The 25028-nt window shown below is 61.2% G+C and carries 26 protein-coding genes; 15 read left to right on the top strand and 11 right to left on the bottom strand.

Features of this window, described 5'->3' with window-relative positions:
• The first annotated feature begins 102 nt into the window (after positions 1-102).
• A complete protein-coding gene (locus HYG82_RS30955) occupies positions 103-510 on the top strand; it encodes a CBS domain-containing protein (RefSeq protein WP_179260912.1) in 408 nt (135 codons plus the stop codon).
• A 59-nt stretch (positions 511-569) separates the two neighbouring features.
• Here HYG82_RS30955 and HYG82_RS30950 read toward each other — a convergent pair whose 3' ends face one another.
• Positions 570-962 (bottom strand): hypothetical protein, encoded by a 393-nt coding sequence (locus HYG82_RS30950; RefSeq protein ID WP_179260911.1) that lies wholly within the window; start codon positions 960-962, stop codon positions 570-572.
• Positions 963-1077: 115 nt separating this feature from the next.
• The gene (gene uvrA, locus HYG82_RS30945) at positions 1078-4041 is read right to left on the bottom strand and encodes an excinuclease ABC subunit UvrA (protein WP_179260910.1); all 2964 of its coding nucleotides are present in this window, start codon (positions 4039-4041) and stop codon (positions 1078-1080) included.
• Between the two features lie 266 nt (positions 4042-4307).
• On the opposite strand from uvrA, the gene HYG82_RS30940 reads away from it, so the two are divergent.
• Together HYG82_RS30940 and HYG82_RS30935 are read left to right on the top strand one after the other, a co-directional pair.
• A complete protein-coding gene (locus HYG82_RS30940; RefSeq protein ID WP_179260909.1) occupies positions 4308-4808 on the top strand; it encodes a hypothetical protein in 501 nt (166 codons plus the stop codon).
• 117 nt (positions 4809-4925) lie between these two features.
• Positions 4926-5855 carry a ribonucleotide-diphosphate reductase subunit beta gene (locus tag HYG82_RS30935; protein WP_179260908.1) on the top strand — a complete coding sequence of 310 codons (930 nt, stop codon included), beginning with the start codon at positions 4926-4928 and terminating at the stop codon, positions 5853-5855.
• 63 nt (positions 5856-5918) lie between these two features.
• Here HYG82_RS30935 and HYG82_RS30930 read toward each other — a convergent pair whose 3' ends face one another.
• A complete protein-coding gene (locus HYG82_RS30930; RefSeq protein ID WP_179260907.1) occupies positions 5919-7025 on the bottom strand; it encodes an aminotransferase class V-fold PLP-dependent enzyme in 1107 nt (368 codons plus the stop codon).
• 308 nt (positions 7026-7333) lie between these two features.
• On the opposite strand from HYG82_RS30930, the gene nirK reads away from it, so the two are divergent.
• Together nirK and HYG82_RS30920 are read left to right on the top strand one after the other, a co-directional pair.
• Positions 7334-8422, top strand: a complete 1089-nt coding sequence (nirK, locus tag HYG82_RS30925; RefSeq protein ID WP_179260906.1) for a copper-containing nitrite reductase — start codon at positions 7334-7336, stop codon at positions 8420-8422.
• A gap of 240 nt (positions 8423-8662) precedes the next feature.
• Positions 8663-8977: a HalOD1 output domain-containing protein gene (locus HYG82_RS30920; RefSeq protein WP_179260905.1), complete on the top strand. Its 315-nt coding sequence runs from the start codon at positions 8663-8665 to the stop codon at positions 8975-8977.
• A 173-nt stretch (positions 8978-9150) separates the two neighbouring features.
• Here the strand turns inward: HYG82_RS30920 and HYG82_RS30915 are convergent, their stop codons facing one another.
• Positions 9151-9864 carry a helix-turn-helix domain-containing protein gene (locus tag HYG82_RS30915; protein ID WP_179260904.1) on the bottom strand — a complete coding sequence of 238 codons (714 nt, stop codon included), beginning with the start codon at positions 9862-9864 and terminating at the stop codon, positions 9151-9153.
• Positions 9865-10206: 342 nt separating this feature from the next.
• Positions 10207-10443, bottom strand: a complete 237-nt coding sequence (locus tag HYG82_RS44480; protein WP_343233111.1) for a hypothetical protein — start codon at positions 10441-10443, stop codon at positions 10207-10209.
• On the opposite strand from HYG82_RS44480, the gene HYG82_RS44475 reads away from it, so the two are divergent.
• From HYG82_RS44475 to HYG82_RS30885, 6 genes are all read left to right on the top strand, one after another.
• Complete coding sequence (locus HYG82_RS44475) at positions 10442-10801, top strand: hypothetical protein (protein WP_343233110.1); 360 nt, start codon at positions 10442-10444, stop codon at positions 10799-10801. The genes HYG82_RS44480 and HYG82_RS44475 overlap by 2 nt on opposite strands.
• A gap of 98 nt (positions 10802-10899) precedes the next feature.
• Complete coding sequence (locus HYG82_RS30905; protein ID WP_179260903.1) at positions 10900-12129, top strand: lactate racemase domain-containing protein; 1230 nt, start codon at positions 10900-10902, stop codon at positions 12127-12129.
• 473 nt (positions 12130-12602) lie between these two features.
• Positions 12603-13205 carry a DUF6230 family protein gene (locus tag HYG82_RS30900; RefSeq protein WP_179260902.1) on the top strand — a complete coding sequence of 201 codons (603 nt, stop codon included), beginning with the start codon at positions 12603-12605 and terminating at the stop codon, positions 13203-13205.
• Between the two features lie 6 nt (positions 13206-13211).
• Positions 13212-13799, top strand: a complete 588-nt coding sequence (locus HYG82_RS30895; RefSeq protein WP_179260901.1) for a DUF6114 domain-containing protein — start codon at positions 13212-13214, stop codon at positions 13797-13799.
• Between the two features lie 37 nt (positions 13800-13836).
• Entirely contained in the window at positions 13837-14112 is a 276-nt protein-coding gene (locus HYG82_RS30890) for a hypothetical protein (protein ID WP_179260900.1), read from the top strand.
• A gap of 54 nt (positions 14113-14166) precedes the next feature.
• The gene (locus tag HYG82_RS30885) at positions 14167-14628 is read left to right on the top strand and encodes a hypothetical protein (protein WP_179260899.1); all 462 of its coding nucleotides are present in this window, start codon (positions 14167-14169) and stop codon (positions 14626-14628) included.
• A gap of 72 nt (positions 14629-14700) precedes the next feature.
• Here HYG82_RS30885 and HYG82_RS30880 read toward each other — a convergent pair whose 3' ends face one another.
• The 3 genes from HYG82_RS30880 to HYG82_RS30870 all read right to left on the bottom strand — a co-directional run bounded on the left by HYG82_RS30880 (position 14701) and on the right by HYG82_RS30870 (position 17531).
• Complete coding sequence (locus HYG82_RS30880; RefSeq protein WP_179260898.1) at positions 14701-15507, bottom strand: class I SAM-dependent methyltransferase; 807 nt, start codon at positions 15505-15507, stop codon at positions 14701-14703.
• Between the two features lie 90 nt (positions 15508-15597).
• Positions 15598-16470 (bottom strand): deoxyribonuclease IV, encoded by an 873-nt coding sequence (locus HYG82_RS30875; protein WP_179260897.1) that lies wholly within the window; start codon positions 16468-16470, stop codon positions 15598-15600.
• Positions 16471-16694: 224 nt separating this feature from the next.
• Positions 16695-17531, bottom strand: a complete 837-nt coding sequence (locus tag HYG82_RS30870; RefSeq protein WP_179260896.1) for a lipoate--protein ligase family protein — start codon at positions 17529-17531, stop codon at positions 16695-16697.
• A 303-nt stretch (positions 17532-17834) separates the two neighbouring features.
• On the opposite strand from HYG82_RS30870, the gene HYG82_RS30865 reads away from it, so the two are divergent.
• The 4 genes from HYG82_RS30865 to HYG82_RS30850 all read left to right on the top strand — a co-directional run bounded on the left by HYG82_RS30865 (position 17835) and on the right by HYG82_RS30850 (position 21280).
• Positions 17835-18743 (top strand): serine/threonine-protein kinase RIO2, encoded by a 909-nt coding sequence (locus HYG82_RS30865; protein WP_179260894.1) that lies wholly within the window; start codon positions 17835-17837, stop codon positions 18741-18743.
• Between the two features lie 559 nt (positions 18744-19302).
• Positions 19303-19833 (top strand): hypothetical protein, encoded by a 531-nt coding sequence (locus HYG82_RS30860; RefSeq protein WP_179260893.1) that lies wholly within the window; start codon positions 19303-19305, stop codon positions 19831-19833.
• 241 nt (positions 19834-20074) lie between these two features.
• Positions 20075-20665: a 50S ribosomal protein L15e gene (locus HYG82_RS30855; RefSeq protein ID WP_179260892.1), complete on the top strand. Its 591-nt coding sequence runs from the start codon at positions 20075-20077 to the stop codon at positions 20663-20665.
• 180 nt (positions 20666-20845) lie between these two features.
• The gene (locus HYG82_RS30850; protein ID WP_179260891.1) at positions 20846-21280 is read left to right on the top strand and encodes a universal stress protein; all 435 of its coding nucleotides are present in this window, start codon (positions 20846-20848) and stop codon (positions 21278-21280) included.
• Between the two features lie 174 nt (positions 21281-21454).
• Here HYG82_RS30850 and glmS read toward each other — a convergent pair whose 3' ends face one another.
• The 3 genes from glmS to thrS form a co-directional block, all read right to left on the bottom strand.
• Positions 21455-21895, bottom strand: a complete 441-nt coding sequence (gene glmS / locus HYG82_RS30845; RefSeq protein WP_179260890.1) for a methylaspartate mutase subunit S — start codon at positions 21893-21895, stop codon at positions 21455-21457.
• Positions 21896-22111: 216 nt separating this feature from the next.
• On the bottom strand, positions 22112-22822 hold the full coding sequence (locus tag HYG82_RS30840) for a phosphoribosyltransferase family protein (protein ID WP_179260889.1): 711 nt from the start codon (positions 22820-22822) through the stop codon (positions 22112-22114).
• A 150-nt stretch (positions 22823-22972) separates the two neighbouring features.
• Complete coding sequence (gene thrS, locus HYG82_RS30835) at positions 22973-24913, bottom strand: threonine--tRNA ligase (RefSeq protein ID WP_179260888.1); 1941 nt, start codon at positions 24911-24913, stop codon at positions 22973-22975.
• Positions 24914-25028 lie beyond the last annotated feature (115 nt).

Raw genomic sequence — 25028 nt, 5'->3', positions numbered from 1 at the left:
CGGAGTCAATATTTAAAGATGGGTACACCGCGCCCCGCCCCGTCCCCGGCCCACTTGACCGAGTCCGATAATCCTTATAGTGTTTAACGAGTATCCATCTGTATGGAGGATATTTTCGTCGCTCGAGTCATGTCCACGTCTTTGCACACGGTGACGCCGGACACACTCGTCGAAGACGCTGCACAGGTGATGCTCGAAAACGGGATCGGTTCGGTCGTCGTCGTCGACGACCACAACCGACTCGAGGGTATCCTGACGACGACGGATTTCGTCCGAATCGTCTCCGAACGGCAGCCGAAAGATCAGACGCCGGTTTCGACGTATATGAGTTCCGACGTCGTAACGACCACGGCACAGGATCGCATCCGCGACGCCGCCGACACGATGGTCGAACACGATTTCCATCACATCCCCGTCGTCGACGACGAGGAAGGCGTCATCGGGATGATCACGACATCGGATCTGGCGGGATACCTTTCACGCGTACAGCGACCGAGTCCCGCCGAATAGCGGGTTCGATCCGGTTTTCGCCAATTTCGTTTCTTCGAGTAGCGTCGTCGGTGCCCCGGTCAGTGTCCGTCGTGATCTGGTTCGCCGTCAGTATCGCGAGCGGACTCTGTGGCCCCCTCGCGACCGTCCTCGGTCATCCACCGGACCGTTTCGTCGAGCTGATCCCGCAACGCGCGAGCCTCCGCGGGCGTCAGTGCCACGTCCGCGTGTCCCGTTCCGTGGTCGCCCGCCATCGCATCGACGCTCACGATCACGCGGTGGCCCTCGTCGGACTCTGGCCGCACCGAGACGTCGGCTCGGTCCGGGTAATCCCGCGGCGGTCCCATCTCGAGGTCGGTCTCCCCCCGCGTGACGCCAACCTGAACCCGCTCGGGGTGTGCGAGGTCGAACGAATCCGTCGGATCCTCCTCGATCGGCGTCGGTTCCTCGGACGCGTTCCGATCGTCGGGCATACGTATTCGTTGGCCACGAGACTCCTTGGGTGTAGTCCCACTTGCGTCCGGTCGGCCGTGCCGACCGTCGTTCGCGCGGGGATCGTCGAATGCTACGTCGTCGTTACGATATCATTCAGTCGTCGTCCATCGGCGCCGTCACGGGTTCGACGCGGTCGCCACGTGGCCCCTCGAGGTCGATTTTCGGGAGCAGGTCGCGAAGGTAGCGACCGGTGTGGGAGTCCTCGAGTCGCGCCACGTCCTCGGGCGTGCCGGTGGCGACGATTTCGCCGCCGTTCTCGCCGCCCTCCGGGCCGAGATCGATGATGTGATCTGCGTTCTTTACGAGGTCGAGTTCGTGTTCGATGACGGCGATGGTGTTGCCGTTGTCGGTCAGTCGATGAAGGACGTCAATGAGTTTTCGCTCGTCCGCCGAGTGGAGGCCTGTGGTCGGTTCGTCGAGCAGGTAGAGCGTCTCCCCCGAATCTTTCTTACCGAGTTCCTCGGCGAGTTTGATGCGCTGGGCTTCCCCGCCCGAGAGCGTCGTGGACGGCTGGCCGAGTTTCATGTAGTCGAGACCGACGTCTTTCAGCAGTTTCAGGCGGCGTCGGATCTGGCTCGAGGATTCGAAGAAATCGTAGGCCTCTTCGACCGACATCTCGAGGATGTCGGCGATGGTTTTGCCCTTGTAGGTAACGTCGAGCGTGGCGTCGTTGTATCGTGCGCCGTCGCACTCCTCGCAGGGGACGTACACGTCGGAGAGGAAGTTCATCTCGATCTTGACGGTACCCTGTCCGCCACACTCCTCGCAGCGACCGCCCTTGACGTTGAACGAGAAGCGGCCCTTCTCGTATCCGCGCTGTTTCGAGAGCTTCGTCTGTGCGAACAGTTCGCGGATGTAATCGAAGACGTTGGTGTAGGTTGCCGGATTCGACCGGGGCGTGCGACCGATCGGCGACTGGTCGATCAGCCGAACCGTTTCGATCTCTTCGAGCCCCTCGAGGGCGTCGTGGTCGCCCGGAATGACCGACGTGTTGTCGTTCATGCGGCGAGCGAGTCCCTTGTAGAGGACCTCGTGCATGAGTGTGGATTTCCCGGATCCCGAAACGCCCGTGATCGCCGTAAAGCACCCAAGCGGGATATCGACGTCGAGGTCCTTCAGATTGTGCTGGCGCGCGCCGCGGATCGTCAGCGCACCGTCGGGGTCCCGTCGCTCGTCGGGCACCGGGATCTGGCGCCGCCCGGAGAGGTAGTCTCCCGTCACCGATCCCTCGGTCGCTTTGACCTCTTCTACGGGTCCGTTGACGACGACTTCGCCGCCGCGCTTGCCCGGGCCGGGGCCCATGTCGATGACGTTGTCCGCCCGTCGCATCGTCTCCTCGTCGTGTTCGACGACCAGCAGGGTGTTCCCCAGATCGCGCAGTTCCTCCAGGGTATCCAGCAGCCGGTCGTTGTCCCGCTGGTGGAGTCCGATCGAGGGCTCGTCGAGGACGTACAGCACGCCGACGAGGCCGGAGCCGATCTGCGTGGCCAGTCGAATGCGCTGGCTCTCCCCGCCGGAGAGTGTCGAGGCCTCGCGGTCGAGCGTGAGGTATTCGAGGCCGACCTCGCACATAAAGCCGAGGCGGGCACGGATTTCTTTGAGGATCTCCTCGGCGATGACCTTCTCGCGCTCGGTGAGGTCCGCCTCCAGCGATTCGAAGTGGACGAGCGCATCACCAATGCTCATCGCGTTGATCTCCGTGATGGCGGTTTCGTCGACCAGCACGGCGCGACTTGCGGGTTTGAGGCGAGTGCCGTCGCAGGCCGGGCACTCGGTGACCGACATGTAGTCATCGATGTGATCCCGGGTCGAGTCCGAGTCGGTCTCTACGTACCGCCGCTCGAGGTTCGGAATGACGCCCTCGAAGCGCTTTCGTTTTCGGCGGGTTCCGTTTTTGGTGTGTCGCTCGAATAGCACCTGGCCGTCCGTTCCGTAGAGGAATGCCTGCTTGACGTCCGCGTCGAGGTCCTCGAACGGCGTCGACAGTGAGACGTCGAAGTGCTCCGCGACGGCGTCGAGTCGCGTCCTGTAGTACGAGCGGTTGTAGCTCCAGGGTTCGAAGACGTGCTTGAGCGGCTTGGACTCGTCTTGCAGGACGAGGTTCTCGTCGATCTCTTTGGTCTCGCCAAGGCCCTCACACTCGGGACACGCGCCGTGGGGCGAGTTGAAGGAGAACGAGCGGGTCTCGATCTCCGGAACGTCGATCCCGCAGTGGGTACAGGCCAGATCCTTCGAGAACTCGACGACGAATCGGTCGTCGTCTTCGGTCTCGTCGCCGAGTGCGCCCGTCTGGCGGGCCTCTTCGCCGAGATCGGCGGCGACGTCTGCCGACGCGTCCGGAAGGATGACCTTCATGACGCCGTCGGCCTCCTCGAGTGCGGTCTCGACGCTGTCGATGATTCGTGGTCGATCTTCGACGGAGACTTTCACGCGGTCGACGATCACGTCGATCGTGTGATCGAAGTTCTCGTCTAAGTCAGGATCGTCGAGCGTGAGGTCGTGTTCCTCGCCGTCGATCTCGACACGGGCGTACCCTTCCGAGACGAGTTCCTCGAAGAGGTCCTCGAACGCGCCTTTCTGGTCGCGGACGACCGGTGCGGCGAGTTTCGCTTTCGTTCCTTCGGGGAGTTCGAGAATGCGCTCGACCATGTTCTGGGCCGACTGCTCGCCGACCTCGCGACCGCACTCGGGGCAGTGGGGCGTCCCGACGCGGGCGTAGAGCAGTCGCAGATAGTCGTGCAGTTCCGTGACCGTTCCGACGGTCGAGCGGGGGTTGTTCGCGGCGTTTTTCTGGTCGATCGAAATCGCCGGCGAAAGGCCTTCGACCGTCTCTACCTGGGGTTTGTCCATCTGGCCCAGGAAGTTCCGGGCGTACGCCGAGAGACTCTCGATGTACCGGCGCTGCCCTTCGGCGTAGACCGTCTCGAACGCGAGCGAGGACTTGCCCGACCCCGAGAGGCCGGTCACGACGGTGAACGCTTCACGGGGGATCGAAACGTCGAGGTCCTTGAGGTTGTGTTCCTCCGCACCTCGCACCTCGATGGTGTCCTTGCTCATCGTTCGGTCCCGATCGTGGAGTGCCTCTTTTGTCGACGCGTTACCAGATTCATTGTATCTGCATCAATGGCCCGAGGGACTTAACGAGTCTGAAAGACCGATGGCGTGGTATTTGGTAGCAATTCTGATTTGGATCGGCTCGAACCCGCACTGTCCGATGGTCGAGATCCGTTTCTCTCGTCCAGGGGTTCGATTGACGCGTTGCTATCGAGCGGTGACCGTCGCGCGCCCAAAGTCACTTCGGCAGGTAGCGCCAAGGGGGACGTATGAGCGACGACGCCGCGGGCGCACTCGCGGTCGAGGAATTCGTCGAGTACTGCCGAACGCAGGCGGGTCTGCTGTCCGGACACGTCGAGACGATGAGCGAGGAAGCCGACGAACTGCTCGCCGAGATCGATCAGGAGATGGCCGACGTCCGGTCGCGCCTCGAGGCGCTACCGGACGAGGTGCCGGCGACCGAGACCCCGTCGACGGCTGATGTTCCCAGTGCGAGCGAGGTTGACGTCGCGGCGATCGAGGACCTGCAACGAGAACTCGAGGAGAAGCAACTCCTCGTCGAGGCGAAACAGGCCCGGATGCAGGCCTTTCAGGACCTTGCAGCGGGGTATACCGAACTCGCCGAAGAGTTGCCGTCTGTAGCGGAAGACGGTCAAGAAGCGCTGGCTCGCATCATCGAGTTCGAAGCGGACAACGACGCGCCGGCGTACTTCGACGAGCGCCAGACGATGGTCGAGGCCGCAGCGTCGCGCGACGTCGACGAGGAATAACCGGACAGACGGCCGAAACAGGCATTCTCTCGCCGATTAGTGACCGTCGTTGCGCAGAAATTTCAAACGAAGTACAATTCCGTATATTGATCTGTGACTACCGCGTCATGTGTGGGCATGCCAATCGAATACAGCCAACGCGAGAAATCCTACGAACTGTATCGAAAAGGAAAACGAGAGGGGACGTGGGATCCGGACGACTACGACCTCGAGGGAGACCGCGCCGACTGGCAACAATTTTCCGAGGACGAACAGCACCGGTTTCTCGCGACGTGTTCGGGGTTCTACGACGGCGAGGAAGACGTCACGCGGACGCTCGCGCCGTACATGATGGCGCTGGATGCACTGCCGAACGAAGAGATGCCGTTCGATACCGTTCAGGAGGAGATGTACCTGGCCCAGCAGGTGTACGAAGAGGCCAAGCACACGGATCTCTTCAGTCGGTACTTCGAGGAGGTCTTCGAGACGCAGGACACGGAACCGTTCCGAGAGGGCGGCTACCAGGAACAGGGGTACAGCACTGACGACCTTTACGACACCGCAGACGAGTTGATGGCAGCGATCGACAGCGGCGACCGGACCGAACTCGTGTACGCGCTCGGCGAAGCCTATCTGAACTATATGGGTATCATCGAGGCCCAGCTCGCCCGCGGCGGTTACCTCACCTTCGACCAGATGATCGAACTGAAAGCCGAGCAGATGGGGCGAGACGTCGTCCTCGAGTCCTTCCAGGAGGCTATCGGTAAGGTCCGCCAGGACGAAACGCGCCACATCGAGAACGGGCGCTGGGTCCTGCAGCAACTCGCAGAGGCCGAACCCGATATCGTCGCGGACGTCTACGAACCGCGCATCGAGGAGTACGTCGAAAACCGGCTGCTGGCGGACCCCCTTTACGACGAGCAGCCGTTCGAGGGATACGATCAGCGCAAGATCGGTAAACAGGTCACCCAGTATCTGCAAGACACCATCGACTACATCGGTGCCGATCGATTCGAGCGGTACGGCGACGTTCGTGCCGCCCTGAAAGAGCGTCAGGCCGCCGATTGAACCTGGTCAGACGAAACGGGTGCTTTCTGGTAGCTCTCCAGGTATATCGAGTAACGAGGCCGTTTACAGCGCCTCGAGCAACGCGTCTACGTCGTCCCGGTCGTTGAACGCGTGAATCGATGCGCGGATCGCATCCGGTTTCGGAAGGGATCTGACGACGATCCCCTGGCCGGCGAGTCGGTCGACGACCCGGTTCGGTTCGTCGACGTCGATCGTTACCAGTCCGGATTCGTACGACCTGGGGCTCAGCAGTCGGTCGTCCGCCACGCCATCTTTGAGCCGATCGGTGAGGACTTCGATCCGCCCCTGAATCGCATCGATGCCGATTTCCTCGATCGCGTCGATCGCTTCCGTGAGTCCAGCGTGCGGCGCAGGACTCGCGGTGCCGATTTCGAATCGCTTTGCCCCGGCTGCGTAGCTGTAATCGACGGCGTTTGCGTCTGTTACGCTTCGGTAGCCGATCGCCGCGGGAACGAGGTCCCGTTCGACGCTGTCCCGGACGAAGAGAAAACCCGCGCCGAACGGCCCGATCAGCCACTTGTGACCAGCCCCGACGACGAAGTCGGCCTCCCACTCGCGAACGTCGATCGGAACCTGTCCGGGGGATTGCACGGCGTCGACCAGAACCAACGCGTTGGCATCGTGGGCGACGTCGACGATTTCGGCGATCGGTAACTGGGTGCCGTGCGTCCACGTCAGCGAACTCACACAGAACAGCGTCGCTTCCCCGGCGATCGCGGTCACCTCGTCGAGGTCGAGTCGGCCGTTTTCGGTCTCGAGTACCCGGACGTCGACCCCGTATTCGCGTTCGAGGCGTTGCCATGGCAGGACGCCCGCCGAATGCTCCAGATCGGTCCGAACGACGACGTCGTCTTCGGTCCAGTCGAACGCGCCTGCGACCCGATTGATCCCGTCAGTCGTGCTCTGGGTGAGCGCGATCTCGCTCGGCGATGCACCGAGCAAGCTGGCGATAGCCGCCCGCGACTCGTCGTACGCGTCGAATGCTGCGGGATACATGCCGTCGGCCGCAGGTGCTTCGTACTCGTGGTGTTCGAGCGCCGATTCGGCCGCCTCGACGACGCGACGCGGGCTCGGCCCGCCGGCACCCCAGTTGCAATAGACGCTCGATTCGAGAGCGGGCATCGTTTCGCGAAGATCACGTGGCTCCATTACCCCATCGTTTGCTCGCTTCCGTGTTCGTTCTGACGATCAGGTTCGTCGTGACCGCGGTGGTGGGGCATACCTGTTACCGAGGTCGGCCTGATGGGACGGTGGGTCAGCCGACGGCCTCGAACTGCATGTCCTATCCGTTACCCGGCCCGTGAGCGGTCTACTGTCGTCGATACCGACTGTCGATCGAAAATAGGTATATAAATGCCCACGATATAGCGGGAATGGTCAACTCAGTTACCATAGGTCGGGAATCGTCGATACGACTGAACGTAGGTCCTCCCTACGAGTAAGTGAGGAGAAAAACGATGACTTCGACCCAATCCAACCGACGGCACGTACTGCAGGCGATCGGGGCGACTGGTGCGCTCGCGGTGGCCGGCTGTCTCGGTAGCGATCCACAGGAGAACAGCCCAGATAGCAACGAGCCGGCGGAGGAGGAGGGTCTGCCGGCGGCGAAGTCGGTCGACGTCGACCAGATCGCACGCGATCCGACCGACATCCCGGCACCGGTCGACTGGACCCAGCCCCGCACGCACGACGTCACGATTCGGACCGAGAAGGTGACCGCCGAGATCGAACCCGGCGTCACCTTCGACTACATGACCTTCGAGGGACAGGTTCCGGGGCCGATGCTCCGGGTCCGTCGGGGTGACACGGTCAACCTCACCTTCGACGTCCCCGAGGAGTTGAACGCGGCGATGCACAACATGGACTTCCACGCGGTCTACGGGCCGGGTGGCGGTGCCGACGCGACGACGATCGCCCCCGACGACGATCCAACCCAGATCCAGTTCCGCGCGGAGTACCCCGGCGTGTTCATCTACCACTGTGCGATCCCGAACATGGACATGCACATCAGTAGCGGGATGTTCGGCTCGATCCTGGTCGAGCCCGAAGACGGCCTCCCCGAGGTCGACAACGAGTTCTACCTCGGCCAGCACGAGATCTACACCACCGGCGAGGTCGGCGAAGACGGCCACCACGGCTTCGACTACGAGGCGATGAAACGCGAACAACCGACCTACGTCGTCTTCAACGGCCAGGCCTACGGCTTTACGGAAGACGCGGCCGGTCCCATGCAGGCCAACACGGGCGAAACTGCCCGGGTCTACTTCGCCAACGGCGGCCCGAACCTGCTGAGTTCGCTCCACCCCATCGGCAACGTCTGGAGCGACCTCTACCGCGACGGTGACCTGCTGTCCGACCCCGCGAACAACGTCGAAACGACGCCCGTCGCACCCGGAACCACCACCGCCGGCGTGATGGAACTCCCCGTCCCCGGACCGGTCAAAATCGTCGACCACGCGCTCTCGCGAGTCGTCCACCGCGGAGCACTCGGCGTCGTCGACGTGCAGGGCGATCCCAAACCCGAAATCTTCGACCCCGATCCGTGAGCGAATTTCCGCAAGCCACCCGGCGATCGAAACTCGCCCGCCCGTCTTCTCACCGTTTTGTCGACGATCTGCAACGATCGCAGCCGGACGGTATCGGAAATCGTCCCGGTCAACATCGGCGCTTCGTCCGTCATCTGATTGCGACCCGTCGTCGGTCCCGTTCGGAACTGCAGCCACGAGATGTAGGTAGTGAAGTTATGCCGCTCACTCGTAACAGTTGATTATACCGAGGTGTGTTCGATGACAGGGAACGATTCATCTTCGACGACGAACTCGCGTGACGACGATTCCGCAGGCGGATTCTACACTGTCCACTGCGATTGGAACTCGACCGATAGCCCCTCGTCGGCAGTCGTTCGTGCGGTCGCGGACGTTACAGGGAGGGACGTGACGGCCATCCAACCGCTGTACGAGGCTATCGATCCCGACGCGTTAGACCGTTTTCTGACCCACGGGAAGGCAAGCGCTCGACCGCGAATGCTCTCGTTTCGGTTCGAACACTGTGACGTTACCGTGGATGCAGAGGGCCGAATCGACATCAAACGACTCGAGTGAAACTGAGTCGGGCGACCTCGACGGCGACGAAACCGACTTCGAATTACTCTCACCTGCGGGAGGAAAGCCGATCGAACGATCTTCTCTCTCGAACGACCCCAGCGGTTTCGCTGGAGAGGCTGTCACTCGTCTGAATACAAGTGACAGCGAAAACAGCGCGAACGCCTGCGGCTTCAGTCGTGGGAGAAGTCAGCCTGCGGTTCCTCGAACAGCAGCGTGAGGAGTTTGCGTTCGGCGGCGTGAATGTGCTGGGAGAACGTCGGCGACGTAATTCCGAGTTCGGCTGCGACGTCTTCTCCCGAACACTTGCGGGGCCAGTCGTAGTATCCGGCCTCGAATGCGGACTTGAGTACTTCGTGTTGTCGCTCGGTGAGTGCGGCATAGAGTTCCTGGCGGAACGCCGTCTGACTGAACAACGGCTCCAGGTTGTCTTTCTCGCGTTTCGCCGCGAGTTCGGCATTTGGATTTTCCGCGAGGAATTCGTCGACGATCGCGACCTCGTCGCGTCGTGGTGGGACTCCGGCGACGATGCGTCCGGAACCGTCGTCAGCCCGAACGATCCGGGGAAGCGCTCCGAGTTCGGCGAGCGTGATTACGGGACACGCTGCGGAGACGTGGAACTCGAAGAGACCACCGTTCGAACGTTCGCTGAGAAGTCGGATGTCGGTGTCGTAAGGGTCTGTGTAGTCGAGAATCTGCGACGGATCAGCATCGGCGACGGTAAAAAACTCGACATACTGTCCACTGTCGTTGGGCAACATCTCTACCAGTTCGATTCGGCAGTTGGCCTTCTCAGAGACGGCTACGAATGGATATGATGCGTTAGAAACATTAAACTCGATTTCTCTGACGGACGTTGATTGATCGTCCCGTCGCCGTTCTGTCATTGCAACTCGTTACACTAGTGGCGGTTGATTCGTTACCTTTGTCCCAAAGTCCTTTGGAAATCACTGGCATTGGTGATCGCCGACGGCTATTGAACATGCAACTGATGGGCTGACAGTTCTCGAGAAATGCTGACAGATGCTGACCCGAAGCTAGTCAGCGGAAACGCCAGTACATATCTGTGAAACCCACAGTTTTGCCCGCCGATCATTAGAAACCGATGTGTCAGAACGATCGTTTACGTTCGGGACGAACACACGCTGGAACCAGCATGCGACTCGAGGAGAAAAGTAGGGTCTTCCGAAACCTCGTCCCGGCTGAAAACGCCGAATTCGTCGTAGGCATCACCGAACTCGGGGGAACGCGAAGGAGACGGGTTTCCGGGCGGGCATTCGTTTGCGGCCGCCGTCGTCTCCGGCGGCCTCGTCTCGGCAGACGTCCGTCTGGGAGATTGGCAGGCCGTTGTCGGAGCCGTTACACTCGTCGGTGCCGTCTCGCTCTTTCGGGTCGTTCTCGGGGTTTATTACGTGGGGGACGTAGATCGTCGGTGAGGCGCTCGGAACACACTTTGCAGTCGCCATGAACCGACTCACAGGCGGCGATCCGACGACCAGGTTCTCGATTGTGTTCATCCTCTCGATACCCGCCGTCTTCGTCGTCGGTGCCACCGAAGCCGCGCTGCTCGGCCTCGGCGGCTCGGCCGGCGGACTTTTCGCGGCGGCTTGGGGGCCCTGCCGGAATTGCGGTCCCGATTCGAAGGAGTACTTCTCGTTGGGATCGGGCAGGTTCGTAACCGCCATCCGGGGACTCGAATCGGTAGTCGGACGGGTCGAACCGCTTCTCATCGTCCTCTATGCCGTCCTGCTCGCCGGAATCTCCTTCGCTCCGGCCGCAGTCGGCCGCCTCGATCTCGATGCGTTCCAGCCGCCGGGCTCGTAGGTTACCCGTCCGCTTTCGCTTGCACCGTCGGTCACTTCCGATCGCAAGTCACTCGAGACTCAGCGGTACTTTTCACGGTTGCAGATCAAACGACGAATATGGAAATTCCGCTCGGACAGGGCACGATCGACGTCCGCTTGCCCAACTGCGACGTAACGGTAGCCGAACCGCCGGGTGGAGAGGGTGTCGATGTTCGCGTAGCCGCCGAACGTGCGCTCGAGAACCCGCTCGGCTCGCCGCTTGCAGAGCGAATCGACTCGGACGGCGACATCGCGATCGTCGTCACCGACATGACGCGCAACGTACCGGATGACGTATTGCTGGATGTCCTGCTCGAGAACCTCGCGGAAATCGGGGTCGACAGAGAGCAGGTGACGGTCGTTGTCGGACTCGGCCTTCATCGGCCGATGACCGACGACGAGATCGAGACGATGCTCGGTCAGCACGCCGACCTGGCGGTCAATCACGATCCCGACTCGGTCGTCGAAGTCGGAACGGTCGGGGAGGGAGTTCCCGTCGAAATCGGTGAACCGGTTGCGACCGCAGATGCCGTCCTCTCGACGGGCGTCGTCGAACCGCACCAGTACGCAGGCTTCAGCGGTGGCGCGAAAACTGTCGTCATCGGAGCGGGAAGTGAATCGATCATCCGCTACACTCACGGTCCGGACATGCTCGCCCGCGAGGGAGTCCGCCTGGGCCGGATCGATGGGAATCCGTTCCGCGAAACAGTTGATCGGGCCGGCGACCGTGCGGGCGTCGACTTTTCCCTGAACCTGACCCACGGCCCAGTTGGCGTCCTCGGTGTCCGAGCCGGAGACGATCGCCGCGTCGTCAGCGAACTCGCGTCGATTGCTCGCTCGGCACTGTCAGTGCCGATCGACCACGAGTTCGATGCCGTGATCTGTGGCGTCGGCGCCCCCAAGGATGCGAACCTCTATCAGGCGACGCGCGGAGCAACGTACGTTGCACTCGGCGACCGAAATCCGTTGTGCGAAGGCGGTCGACTCGTCGTCCCCGCGGAACTTCCCGAAGGTGCTGGCGAGGGAACCGGCGAACGGCGATTCTATCGCCATCTGCGCGAGGCGACCGATGCGGACGCGCTATACGAAACGATGCGCGAAGGGTACGAACCCGGTGCGCAGCGTGCGTTCGTCGTCGCTCGAGTCCTCCGGGACCACGACCTATTCGTCACCAACAGCGACGCGCCCGACGTCGTCGAAGACTGCTTGATGCACGCCGAATGCGACGTCGCGGACGCGCTCGAGGATGGCACCGAGGTGCTCGTAATCCCCGATGCGGTGAACACGCTGCTGGTCGACGGTGAGTAGGAACTGATCGGACGACTTCGATCGTCGCGATGGATCGTAACAGTCGTCTCGCTCTGTCAGCCGATAAGTCGTGATGGTTCGGTAGACGGTCGGTCGTTTCATTCCGATAGACGGTCGGTCGTTTCATTCCGATAGACGATCGGTCGTTTCATTCCGATAGACGGTCGGTCGTTTCATTCCGATAGACGGTCGGTCGTCTTGCGCCGACGGTTGACCGCTTCCGTCGCTCTCCAACCGTCCGTGATCAGCAGCTGTAAACAAGACTCTAGTTTGATATAGTTTATATTATGTATTGACGATATCCATATAAATTCCCCCGCATACGAGGAGGAAAAGTGATCCTCGATCCTGTTGGGTGTGTGTGTGTGACACAGTGATGCAACACCGATTCGGTCGATCCGAGAACGATGGGGATCTGGATACGGGAAACCTGTCAGAAACCGTAAACAGATGTATCGATAGCAGGGAATAGCATGTACGATACGAAGCGGCTCGTGGTCGGGACAGGGGTATCGTTTCTGGTAGTCGCGGCGGTCGGCCTCGTTATCTTGTCGTCGGGGACTGCCTACGCTGCACCGCTGGCAAGCGGTAACGGGTTTACGGTCACAGCCGACGAGATCAGATCCGACGAGTTTCTTCTCTACCCGAGTTCCGGAGAGAACGACGCAGGATCGACACCGGTGGTTGTCGCCGAGCAGCGCGATGTCGAAATCGATGGGCTGGAACTGACGAGAAAGCAAAACATACCGATGATGGACGGGACGATGCAAATCTCGTTCACTGCCGAGGAGACGGTCGAAGCTGATCAGCAGTACATCAAACTCACTGGACTAGAAGCGAAAGAAGCGACGTTCAACGGACAGGTCATCAAAACACAGGCCAGCGACAATCCGGAACGGCAGTTCCAGCAGGCGGCCGGTGAGAACGTCGATCCCGAAGACGGCTATATAACCGACATCCACGGGGGAAGTCCCGGAATGGTACAGGAAGACGTCACGATCGATATGGTGTACCTCGCCTCGAACGAGATCAGCCTCCCCGGCCTCAACGTCGACGTGGAGTACAATTCGAAGTGACCACAGATGCCCCCTCAAGACAGTCGAGACGACACAAAAAGCCCCACCGACCAGTGCGATAGTCAGTCGAACCGGATCGCCAAGTTGATAGAAGGCCGATGGAATCGATTTGCCGACTGGCGGACGCAGCGCCCGCTCCTGGGCGGTCTCTTGCTCTGTCTGGGCGGTTTCCTCATCACCTGGGTCCCAGCACAGGCCCTGCCCGACTTCCTCTCCGTCAGCGGTCAGGTGACTGGCGTTCTCGCCCTCGGAACCATGCTCGGTGTGTTCGCCTTCCTCTCGGGTATGTCCGCACTGTATAAACCGCAGTACTCCCACGAGATCGGTGTCGTCGGCGTCGTGCTGTCGATACTCTCGCTGTTCGGTTCGCTCGGTGGGTTGTTTTTCGGGATGCTGTTCGGAATTATCGGTGGAAACCTCTGTATCGCGTGGAAACCGGATGCTGCTGTCGTCGAGGATGCTGTGTCGGAACCGAGTACCGTCGATACCGCACTCGCTCGAATGCGTGGGACCCTCGGACGTATCGCCACCAAAACGCGTTCGCACCTTCGTACTGGTGTCGAAGCAATCTCGCAACGAGGACTCGATGAGTGACCGCGCCACGAACGCTATCGGTGGCGGAAGCTGATTCGTGATCCGACCTCGCCCGTTCGTCGCGTCGCCAAAGGATTCGATCGGTGAAGGGACGAACAGCGGACGTGCAGAATCCACCGTATTCGACGCCGCTCCGATCGTCGCAGTCGAACGCGAGTACAAACTCGTCTCCAAAGTGACCGTGAGCGACGATATCCGTGATTATGTCGAATCAATGGTCGATGCGAGTAAATCCCTCGAGGAAGCTGTCGACGGTACGACGGATCTCGAACGGGAAACGAACGAGACGATGACGGAGCATGTCCCGCAGTGACACAGACCCGACCCGAAACCGCGATCTTTCCGTTTGATGGCCGACCGAGGGACTATGAGTAACTACGAGTCGCCCGACTCCGAAGCGAGCAGGTTACTGCTCGGCGGGATCGACACGCAAATCGTCCTCGGGGCCACCGTGGTCGGGATCGTTGTCAATCTCAATGCGTTGATGGTTCCGCTGCTTACTCGTATCGGCGGCGGAATCGTTGCCGGTTTCCTCGCCGCGTATGCCGTCGGACGGGTCGCGTCTGGTCTCGTCCACGCGGTGATCGCAAGCGCGTTCGTCGGCGGCGTCGCGGGAACGGTAACGGCGTTTCTCGGCACCCTTATCGGTCTGTACAACGAGCCACCGCTTTTCGTCCTCGCGTCAGTCGGCCCGATCAGTCCGATGCTATCGGGACTCGGATTATCGAGCGCAATCCTGATCGTGATCGCCTTCTCGCTCCTGACAGCCGTCGACGGCATCGTCGGCGGATTGGTGGGGAGCGTGATCCGAGCGCTCCTACCGTGGTGACGCGTTGCTTCCAGGCGTCCACTCGTCGTGCGGGTGGCGATCCGCTCGTCTTCTCATGCTCGACCATTCGTGTCATCCGGACTGGGCAATCTGTCCAACGGTGACGAAGAACGGAACCGCCTCTTTGCGGTGATACTCCTGTGTTTCCATCTGCTCGATGACAGTGCGTCCCATCTTTCGCCACGAACCGCGGAGGTCGTCGTATTCCGTCTCGGTCAACGCTCCCGAAAGCATCGTTTCGCGGTCGTCGGCCAACCCCGCTCCGGTCGCCTTGCGGCGGGCTGCGACTACCGCCGTCTCACTGTATGGCGGTTCGACCGTTCGGACATGATCGTACCGACGTGTCGTGAGTACATCGAGATCCGCCGCTTCGAAGGCGCTTCGGGCATCGGCACCGAGTGCGACGTCCGTGTGTACACCGTCGAGGTAGGCCCGGCGCGCTCGACGCTCGAGGCGCCCTTCCGCATCCACGCTTGAATCGATCTCGACCGCGGCGTTGTCGGGTTCGATAGCTGCGACGAGATCGCTCGAGACGCGGGCGAACTCGGATAGTGCGGCCGCGGGCTCGGGCAGGTTGATCAACAACGCCTGACAGACGACGAGATCGAACGAGTCGTCGGGAAACGGGAGCCGGAATGCGTCGCCGGCCACCACGGGGACGTACTGACTCGCGGCCGAGAGAAGATCGCGATCGACGTCGCAGCCGATCACCTCGCCCGGGGAGTCGGCGGTAAGGACGCGACTCAATTCACCGGTCCCACAGCCGACGTCCAGAATACGGTCTCGAGAACCGAGTGCCAGCGGCTCGAGGGCCCTCCGGGAGTCGTCCCACATCCCCTCGCGGGTTCGGCTGAGATAGGATTCGGAGAACTCTCGCACGGGCGCCGTTTCGGTCGTACCGTGTAAAAACGGGTCGATTCCACGATCCCGACCTCCACCACAGATCCGGTGTGAAGCCGCGGTCGCAAACTACTCTTCGTCGCGAAGTTCTTTGACCTTCTCGATGTTCCACGCGAACCCGCGACCGTCCTCTGTCGGCGTCTCAAGTGCGAACGGCAAATCTCGCAGATCCGGGTGATTCACGATCGCACGCATGCCGTCTTCGCCGATGTAGCCCTCGCCGATGTGGGCGTGTTCGTCCTTGTTCGTGCCGACGTCGTGTTTCGAGTCGTTGAGGTGGATGTACTCGAGGTACTCGAGGCCGACTACGTCGTCGAATCGGGTGACGGTCTCGTCGACCGCTTCGGGCGTCGTGAGATCGTTCCCGGCGACGAGGGTGTGGGCGGTGTCGATGCACACGCCGATGTCGGTTGCGGTGCGATCGATAATCCCCGCGAGGTGTTCGAACTCGCCGCCCAGTTTCGTCCCGCTGCCCGCGTCGGATTCGATGAGGATCGTCACGTCCTCGGGCACGTCGAGGTCGTCGATGACGCGTGCGGCGTTGTCGAGACCGCCTTCGACGCCGGCCCCGGTGTGCGCGCCGAGGTGGACGTTGACGTACGGAATTCCGAGTTTGTCCGCGGCATCGAGCTCCGCCTGCATGCTCTCCATCGATTTTCGCCGGAGGTCGTCTTTCGGCGTACAGAGGTTGACGAGGTACGACGAGTGGATCACCCATGGTCCCTCGAGTCGCTCGTCGCTTTCCGCCCGAAAGCCGTCGGCGGCCTCGTCACTGATTTCGGGCTGTTGCCAGACCTGCGGCGACGTCGTGAATATCTGCCCGCAGTTGCCGCCGAACGCGAGCTGTCGGGGAACCGCGTTACGGACGTCGTCGTACGGCGGTGTTTCCTCGTCGGAGGAGACGCGCGAACCGGAAATCGAAACGTGTGCACCGACTTTCATAGCTACCCGTCAGTACCGGTTCATGATAGATATGTCGAACCTGAGAGAGTGGCGAGCGTTTGACTGCTGCCTTTTATTCGTTGACGGAGGGCGTTTAATCGAAACGCCCAGCTGAGAACTCAGAACGGAGAAAACAAGTGACTGCGTCCGATACAATCCTCTTCGACAACGAGGGGGACTCTCGTCACGCCGCCCAGTATCCGTTACCGCTCACCTGTCAGCCATCACCTGTCACCCGCCTCGAGCACCTCCCGATCGCGAACCCACCCGTCGGTGGCGAACTTCTGATCGGCGAGATCCCGGGCGGCTTCGATTTCGGCCTCCCGCCAGGTGGACTCGTCGGCGTCACACCACTCCTGAAGGGCACACGCAACCGAATCGACGGCCTCATCGCGGTCGATACCCACTTCGTCGCGGATGCTGGTCACCCGGTCGGTAAAGGTCGAGTCGTCGAGGGCAGCGTCGAAGACCCCGATGTGCTTTCGCGCCTCGAGGTCGTAGCTAATCGATCCGTGCTGGATGACGACGTCGCGCTGGCGATACTGGGCGTTGCCGCTGATCTTTTTCGCCTTCGCGCCTCCATCTACGGGCGCGACGATATCGTGTGCCGGGTTGATATCTCGCAGATAACAGGAAGGGTGATAGATCGCGTTCCGTTCGGCCGATGCGAAGCCGGCATCGACGCCCATCCGAGCGAAGGCGTCGAGGATCGGCTCGCAGAACAGTTCGTAACAGTCCATCAGGTTTCCGGGGACCTCGTCGGCGGGCGCGACGATGGTGTACGAAATGTCCGCATGGCGGTCGTGATAGATCCCGCCGCCACCGGTCTGCCGACGCGTGACGCCGATTCCTTCGCGCTCGCAAAATTCCCAGTCGACCGTCTCGGGGTCCTGACGGTACCCGAGCGAAAGCGTGCTCGGCTTCCACGAGTAGACTCGGACCGTTCGCAGATCGTCTTCGATCGCCGTTTGTGCAGCGACCTCTTCGATCGCCATCTGGGTCGCGCCGTCTCGAGGGACATCTCGGATCAATCGCCAGTCCCGATCGGCCAGTGCCGTCATACGCGGGTTCACGGGAACGAGAGTGAAATCGATTCCGACTGTGGCCGTCGGAGCGAACGTCTCCCCGAGGGATGAAATCGCGTCTACAGCGACTCGTTTTGCCTTCGAATGTAGATTTCATATAGCACTATCGAGTTTATATCCAGTTTGCGGCTGTCCAGGATGCGATCGAACGAGTCGCGACAAGGCGTCTCGACGCGAACGGCGGCATCAAAAAGCGGCGTGTCGTCCTCCCGTTCGATCCTCTCGCCGTAGTCGCCGCCCGTCACGCCGTTTTTACGTACACGCCGGTTATCCCGTCGTATGGTGCGAAACGTCGCCGGATTGCTTCCGGAACTCGAGGCGGAGGACTTCTATCTCCTCTCAGGGGTCGAACAGGGGATGCGCTTCTCCGAATGGGTCCAGCGAGAGAAGCTTCCGAAGTTCGCTTCCCTCTCGGAAGAGGAAGTCGATTACCGACTCGAACGCTGTCTCAAACGCGGGTTGATCGAGAAAAAGACGATCCAGTACGAGGGATACACCCTCCAGTTCGAGGGCTACGACACGCTGGCCCTCCGCGCGCTCGTCGAACAGGATACGATCTCCGAGTTCGGCTCGCCACTCGGCGTCGGGAAGGAAAGCGACGTGTACGAGGTCCGCTCGTACAAGCCGCTCGCCCTGAAGTACCACCGCGAGGGATACACGAACTTCCGTGAGGTCCACAAGGAACGGGATTACACGGCGGACAACGAACACGTCTCCTGGATGTACACCGCGCGGAAGGCCGCCGAACGCGAACACGGGATCCTCGAGGACCTTTACCCCGACGTCGCGGTTCCCCAACCGATCGGACAGAACCGCCACGCCATCGTCATGGAGAAGATGGACGGCGTCGAACTCTCGCGGACGCGACTCGAGGACGAACAAGTGCTGGGCGTCCTCGATCTGTTGCTGTCGGAAATCTCGCGCGCGTACGAACACGGATACGTTCACGCTGATATGAGCGAGTACAACGTCTTCGTCAACGAGGAGGGTGTGACGATCTTCGACTGGCCACAGGCTGTCCCGACGGATCACGAGAACGCCGACGAGTTCCTTCAGCGCGATCTGACGAACGTCGTGGGCTACTTCCGCCGAAAGCACCCCCAGTACGTGTCCGACGATCTCGAGAGTAGCGACCTGGCGGACTCGATCACTGCCAACTCGTTCGAGACGCTCGCCGATTTCGTCTGAGATCGACCGCCTTTTTCAGTCCCCGACCGGCTACGCTGTTTATCCGCCTGTTTTGCTCCGTTACTCGGGGCTGCGTCTGCCCCTGGTACCGTGTGACAACGATTTGTAAGAAGCTATCGGTGATTTCTGCGAACCTCCCAGAGGACGTTCGCTCACACATCAATCGGCGAAAGATGATGGTCGATCGGGCTGATATATGGTATATCGATATACGAAACCTGGCCGATCCTGTTCGTCGCTCGCTTGCCCCCGGCTTTCAGGGAGACACAAACCGTCGTTCGGATAGATTCGAGCTGTCGGAAAACGCACTCGAAGGGACGAACAGTTTGCCGCTCTGATGGTTGCCACGGATTCCGAGTTCGCCACGTCGGTAGAAGAGCCAGAACCGATCACCTGGAATCGCGCATGGAGATACCGGCCCCTTCTGACGGTCCCGTTGTCCCCGATCGGACGTCCTCGAGGCGAAATCGGTCGATACGATGGAACTACCGAACCGATCTACACTCACGGATACCGGTCGATGCACGGCTTAATCAGACTCGCATCCGTAGGTCCAAGTATGAGTGGTAATAGCTCGCACAACCTCGACAGCGTCGGTGTGTGGGGCGGTGGCCTGACGGGCGGACTGGTCGCCGGTATCGCGATGGGGCTCGTCCTCCACTTCGGCGGGCGCCAGATCGAATTACTGGGCGGGCTCGCAGCGGAGCCTGAAATAGCGGTCGGCGTCGGCTGGACCATTCACCTGATGATAAGCATCGCGTTCGGACTCCTGTTCGCCGCTATCGCCTCGAGGCGGACGATTCAGGAGAACATGGAGACGTTCAGCGATTACGTTATCGCGGGCCTCATCTTCGGCGCAATCATCGGGCTCTTCGCCGGAGGCGTGTTGTTCCCGCTCGCGATAGAACGAGCCGGCGTCGCCGCGATGCCGCTGCCGTTTCTCCCGATTCCGGGACTGGCAGCGGAACTGTTCGGCGCGCTCCTGTTCGGCGTCGGCCACCTCATCTACGGTCTCGTCCTGGGAGCCGTCTTCGCGACGGTCAACGGGATTACGCCGACGGGCGTGCGCGAGCGCGTTCCGGTGCGCTAACGGCTTCTCGTCGGGCGAACGCCCAGACCGGCTGACCGGCAGACTGCGCCGAACATCGCCGGTTCGGACGCGCTCTACGAGTTCGAAGCTCTTATACTCGAGAGTAGGGAAGAGAGAGTAGACTCGCTGGTCCGCGGGCATCAGCGGGCACCTGCACGGCACTTCGCCACAGGTCGGGATGTGATCCGCGGGGCTCGGCCCCGGTCGGGATTGAACCAGGAAACGCCCGCGGGTGAATACAATGGCACGAAGCTTCTATTCCCACATCAAGGACGCATGGAAAGACCCCGACGACGGCAAGCTCGGGGAACTACAGTGGCAGCGCAAGCAGGAGTGGCGGAAACAGGGTGCGATCGAACGGATCGATCGCCCGACGCGACTCGACAAGGCGCGCGAACTCGGCTACAAGGCCAAACAGGGTATCGTCGTGACTCGCGTCTCGGTCCGTAAGGGGACCGCCAGAAAGGAGCGATTCACGGCCGGCCGGCGCTCGAAGCGCCAGGGTGTCAACCGCATCGGGCGGCGCAAGAACATCCAACGTATCGGCGAGGAACGCGTCTCCCGAAAGTACCCTAACCTGCGCGTGCTCAATAGCTACTGGGTCGGTGAAGACGGCAGTCAGAAGTGGTTCGAAGCGATCCTCGTCGATCCGAACCATCCCGCTATCCAGAACGACGACGACCTCAACTGGATCTGTGACGACGTCCACCAGAACCGCGCGTTCCGCGGGCTCACTAACGCTGGAACGGCAAACCGCGGCCTCAACAACCGTGGCAAAGGCGCCGAGAAGGTTCGTCCGTCCAACACCGGTGGACAGGGCCGCGCCAAGTAACGCCGTCTGCAGCCACCGCGATCTGTGTAACGCCGATCTTTCTGCAGTCCACCTCGACCCCGCCAGTGACTGCAGGAGCATCCGAACGGTTCGGGGAACCGACTGCACCCCATCCAGCTACGTTCTCAGTGGGTCGGTTCAAGAGGTGGACTTATTCCGAATGCGGACATATCGCCGGCTATGTCCCGGCACGTTCTGGTAGCGGTCGACGATTCGACTCAGTCGACAGCAGCTCTCGAGTTCGCCTGTACGGAGTATTCGGATGCGACGATCACCGCGTTGAACGTTCTCGACCCGGGAGATTTCTACGCGGTCGGCGGTATGGAAGGAACCGCGATGGCAAATTACGACGAGATACAGGGCCACCACGAGGAACGAGCCGAGGAGATTCTCGACGAGGCGCGCGAACAGGCGGCCGAATACGGCCTCGAGATCGATACGGATCACGTTATCGGCAGCGTCTCGCGGTCGATCGTCGAGTACGCCGAGGAACAGGGTGTCGATCACATCGTCATCGGCAGCCACGGTCGAACGGGGGCGAGCCGGATTCTCCTTGGTAGCGTCGCCGAGACGGTCGCCCGCCGGTCGCCGGTGCCAGTAACGATCGTCCGGTAAGCGAGTTGGTCACGGGCCGAGTTCGTAACGAATCGGGCTCATGACGAGTTGCCCGTACTAGTGATGGACCCGTCCGATACGAAGGGGAACTGCTTTAGCCGACGAGTGAAGGTCACAACGTAAGCTACACCATCCAACGGTCGGGAACTGTCGCCCGTCGGGATGAATCGATCTTCAAACCGAGACGGTCTGTCCTTCCTGTTCGGTCGAGCGCATGTCCAGATCGGCCTTCAGGGCCTCGATGGCTTCTTCGGGATCGGTTTCGGAGTCGAAAACCCGATCGAATCCCATCCTGCGGAAAAACGAACGAGTCTCGGTGAAGTCGTCCTGACCAACGGCGAGGTTGCCACCGATGTACGTCGTGACGTCGAGGTCTGCCTCCGCGATCCGCTGGTGGAACCCCTCGCAGTCCTGCTTGGCGTGGCCGTAGAGTGATGAGACGAGTACAGCCTCGGCGTCGTTGGCGGATGCGGCTTCGACGAATTCCTCTTGAGAGCTCTGGACTCCCAGGTTGACGACGTCGAATCCGGCTGCCTCCAGCGCCTGTTCCAGGATTGTGATCCCCACGACGTGAGCGTCCGACCCGATCACACCGAGGATGACTGTCTTCGTCATGTGCGTACCACCACCGACTACCGGGACCACCATAAACCTAATGATTAATAATGTGGCAACCATTCGCATGGCCCACTGCTTCCGATCGGGAGGTCTACTGCTTCCGATTTGGAGGTCTGTGAAAGCAGCCTACTCCTTCCGAGCTGACCCAGCAGTCCGAACCGTATCGTCGTCCCTTCCCCGACGATCGGCGACCGTGATTCGGGTCGCGCGCGTTCAAACGCTCGTGAGCGCACCGACCGGTGCGTCGGTTCGTTCTCGGGCGCGCCCGATACCATCTTCGCCGGCCGCGATGAGAGCGAAGACGCCGCCAACGTCGGCCTCGGCAGTGTGAGCGATGTCCAACAGCAGTTCTTGTGTTTCGCCCGACCGGATGAGGTCGTCGACGACCAGAACGGTTTCGCCGGGTTCGATGGCGGATGCAGGCAGGTAGTAGGTGAGCTCGATCCCTGACTCGAGACGCTGGCGTGCCTCGATGAACTCCTCGACTGCGGTCTCCTTGCGCTTTTTAGCGTAGGCACACCGGACGCCGTAGTAACTCGCGAGTGCTGCCGCGAGCGTGATCCCGTCGGTCGCGGCGGTGAGGACGACGTCCGGTCGTTCGAAATCGAACCCGGTGGCGACGACCGGCGCTGCGAGATCGAGGAACGGCTGGTCGAAGACAGTTGCGGAGTTGTCAACGTATCCTTCGTCGTCGACGCGAATCCGCGCCTCGAGTTCACCGGCCAGTGCCTCCCGCCCGAGATCCTCGACTACCTCGAGCGCACGGTCGGTTCCCGGGAGAACGTGCCCGTTGACGTACCGATTGAGATCGCCTGCGGGAAGCCCCGTCGTTTCGGCGAGTTCGTCGTAGGTCCTGGTCTCCTTTAACATCCGCAACACGTCGACGGCTCGCAACTGGAGGGCTGCCTTTTCGGCTCTGTTCATACCTCTGTACACGATCCCACAAGTATGGGTATTACGATTGCGTTTCAACCGACATATCCCCACGAACGTGGGTTATCGAGGACCGGTGCTGCCTCGTTAACAGACGAATCGACGGGAAACAGGCACCGTACGCGGGAAAAACGGCGGCCGCTACTGCAGAAAGTCCGGCTCCGTCCGCTGTTCGTCGCGTTCTACCTCGAGGTGGCCCCTGAACTCGTCGATTTCGACGTCGTACTCCTGGTCTTCGAAGCGGTCGCGCACCGAGATGTTGCCGGCCTCTTCCTCGTTGTCGCCGACGATGATCTGATAGGGGACCCGATCGTCGTGAGCCGCGCGTATCTTTCGCTCCAGGGTAGAGTCGCGGCCGTCGACCTCGACGCGGAAGTCGTCGAACTCGTTTGCGACCTGCTGTGCGTACCCGAGATTGTCGTCGGAGATCGGTAGCACGCGGACCTGTTCGGGCGCGAGCCACAGCGGGAACCGACCTTCGTAGTGCTCGATGAGCATCATGAAGAACCGCTCGTAACTGCCGTACAGCGCCCGGTGGATCATGACGGGGCGGTGTTCCTCGTTGTCCTCCCCCACGTAATTCAGGTCGAACCGTTCGGGCATGTTGAAGTCGAGCTGGACCGTCGGGCCGTCCCAGTCGCGCCCGATGGCGTCCTCGAACGCGAAGTCGATCTTCGGCCCGTAGAACGCACCGTCACCTGCCTCGACCTCGTAGTCGAGGTCGCGAGCCTCGAGGACGCTCTCGAGTTGCGACTCGGCTTTCTCCCAGATCTCGTCGCTTCCGACGCTCTTTTCGGGGCGCGTGGCAAGCGCCATCTCGTACTCGAGGTCGAACGTTTCGAGCACCTCGACGATCATGTCCATGATCTCCTCGACTTCGCTTTCGATCTGGTCGGGGCTGACGAAGAGGTGGCCGTCGTCGATGGTGAAGGCCCAGACCCGGGAGAGGCCCGAGAGTTCCCCGCGTTGCTCCTTTCGATACACCTTGCCGTTCTCGGCGTACCGAATAGGGAGGTCGCGGTAGCTCCAGGAGTGGTCCTGGAAGATGGCCGCGTGGCCGGGGCAGTTCATCGGCTTCAGGCCGAACTCGTCGTCGCCGACGTCGAAGATGAACATGTCGTCGGCGTAATTCTCGTAATGGCCCGAGCGGTGCCAGAGATCCGTCTTGAAGACGTGGGGCGTCTCGACGTAGTCGTAGCCGGCGTCATCGTTCAGGTCGGCGACGAAGTCCTCGAGTTCCTTCAGTACCGTTTTGCCCGGCGGGTGATACAGCGGGAGGCCGGGGCCGGTAACGTCTTGAATGGAAAACAGGTCCATCTCGTTGCCGATCCGGCGGTGATCACGCTTCTCGGCCTCTTGCTTGCGTTCGAGGAACTCCTCCAGATCGCTTTCGTCCTCGAACGCCGTCCCGTAGATGCGCGTCTGCATCGTGTTCTCTTCGTCGCCGCGCCAGTAGGCGCCGGCGATCTCGAGGAGTTCGATCGCGCCGATTTCGCCCGTCGAATCGACGTGCGGACCGGCACAGAGGTCTTCCCACTCGCCCTGACTGTAGAACGAAACGGTGTCCGTCTCCTCGGCGAATTCCTCGAGCAGTTCGAGCTTGTAGGGTTCGTCGGCCAGTCGCTCTCTTGCGTCGTCGATCGAGAGGTCTTCGCGCTCGATTTCGTAGTCTTCGGCGATGATTTCTTCCATCTCGCGTTCGAGTTCCGAGAGCTCCTCCTCGTCGATGTCGAGGTTGTCGAAGTCGTAGTAAAACCCCTCGTCCGTCGGTGGGCCGATGGCGAGGTCGACGTCGTCGTAGTGGCGGCAGACTGCCTGGGCCAGGCAGTGAGACGCGGAGTGGCGCATGACCTCGAGGTACTCTTCCGAGCCGTCCGTGACGATCTCGAGTTCGGCGCCGTCGTAGACGGGCTGTTCTTTGGCGACGAGGTCGCCGTCGAGTTTCCCGGCGACCGTATCGCTGCCGAGGCCGGGGCCGATCTCGTAGGCACAGTCCTCGACGGTAGCGTCCGCGTCGACTGCGAGTTCTGAGCCGTCCGGCAGTACAACCGCTATCTGCTCCTGTGAATCTGGTTCTGACATAGCTGTGGATGGGGTGAGAATTCCGGTTGCGTGTCCGCACGTTCCGCACACTGGCCGACGGATGCCGACGCAATACGCGGTAGGTGGGAGTTAAAAGCGGGCAAACGCCCCTGTA

The sequence above is a fragment of the Natrinema halophilum genome (assembly GCF_013402815.2).
In the GTDB taxonomy this organism is placed as follows: Archaea; Halobacteriota; Halobacteria; order Halobacteriales; family Natrialbaceae; genus Natrinema; species Natrinema halophilum.
The sequence above is the reverse complement of the archived record's forward strand: the minus strand, read 5'-3'. Positions and strand labels throughout refer to the sequence as shown.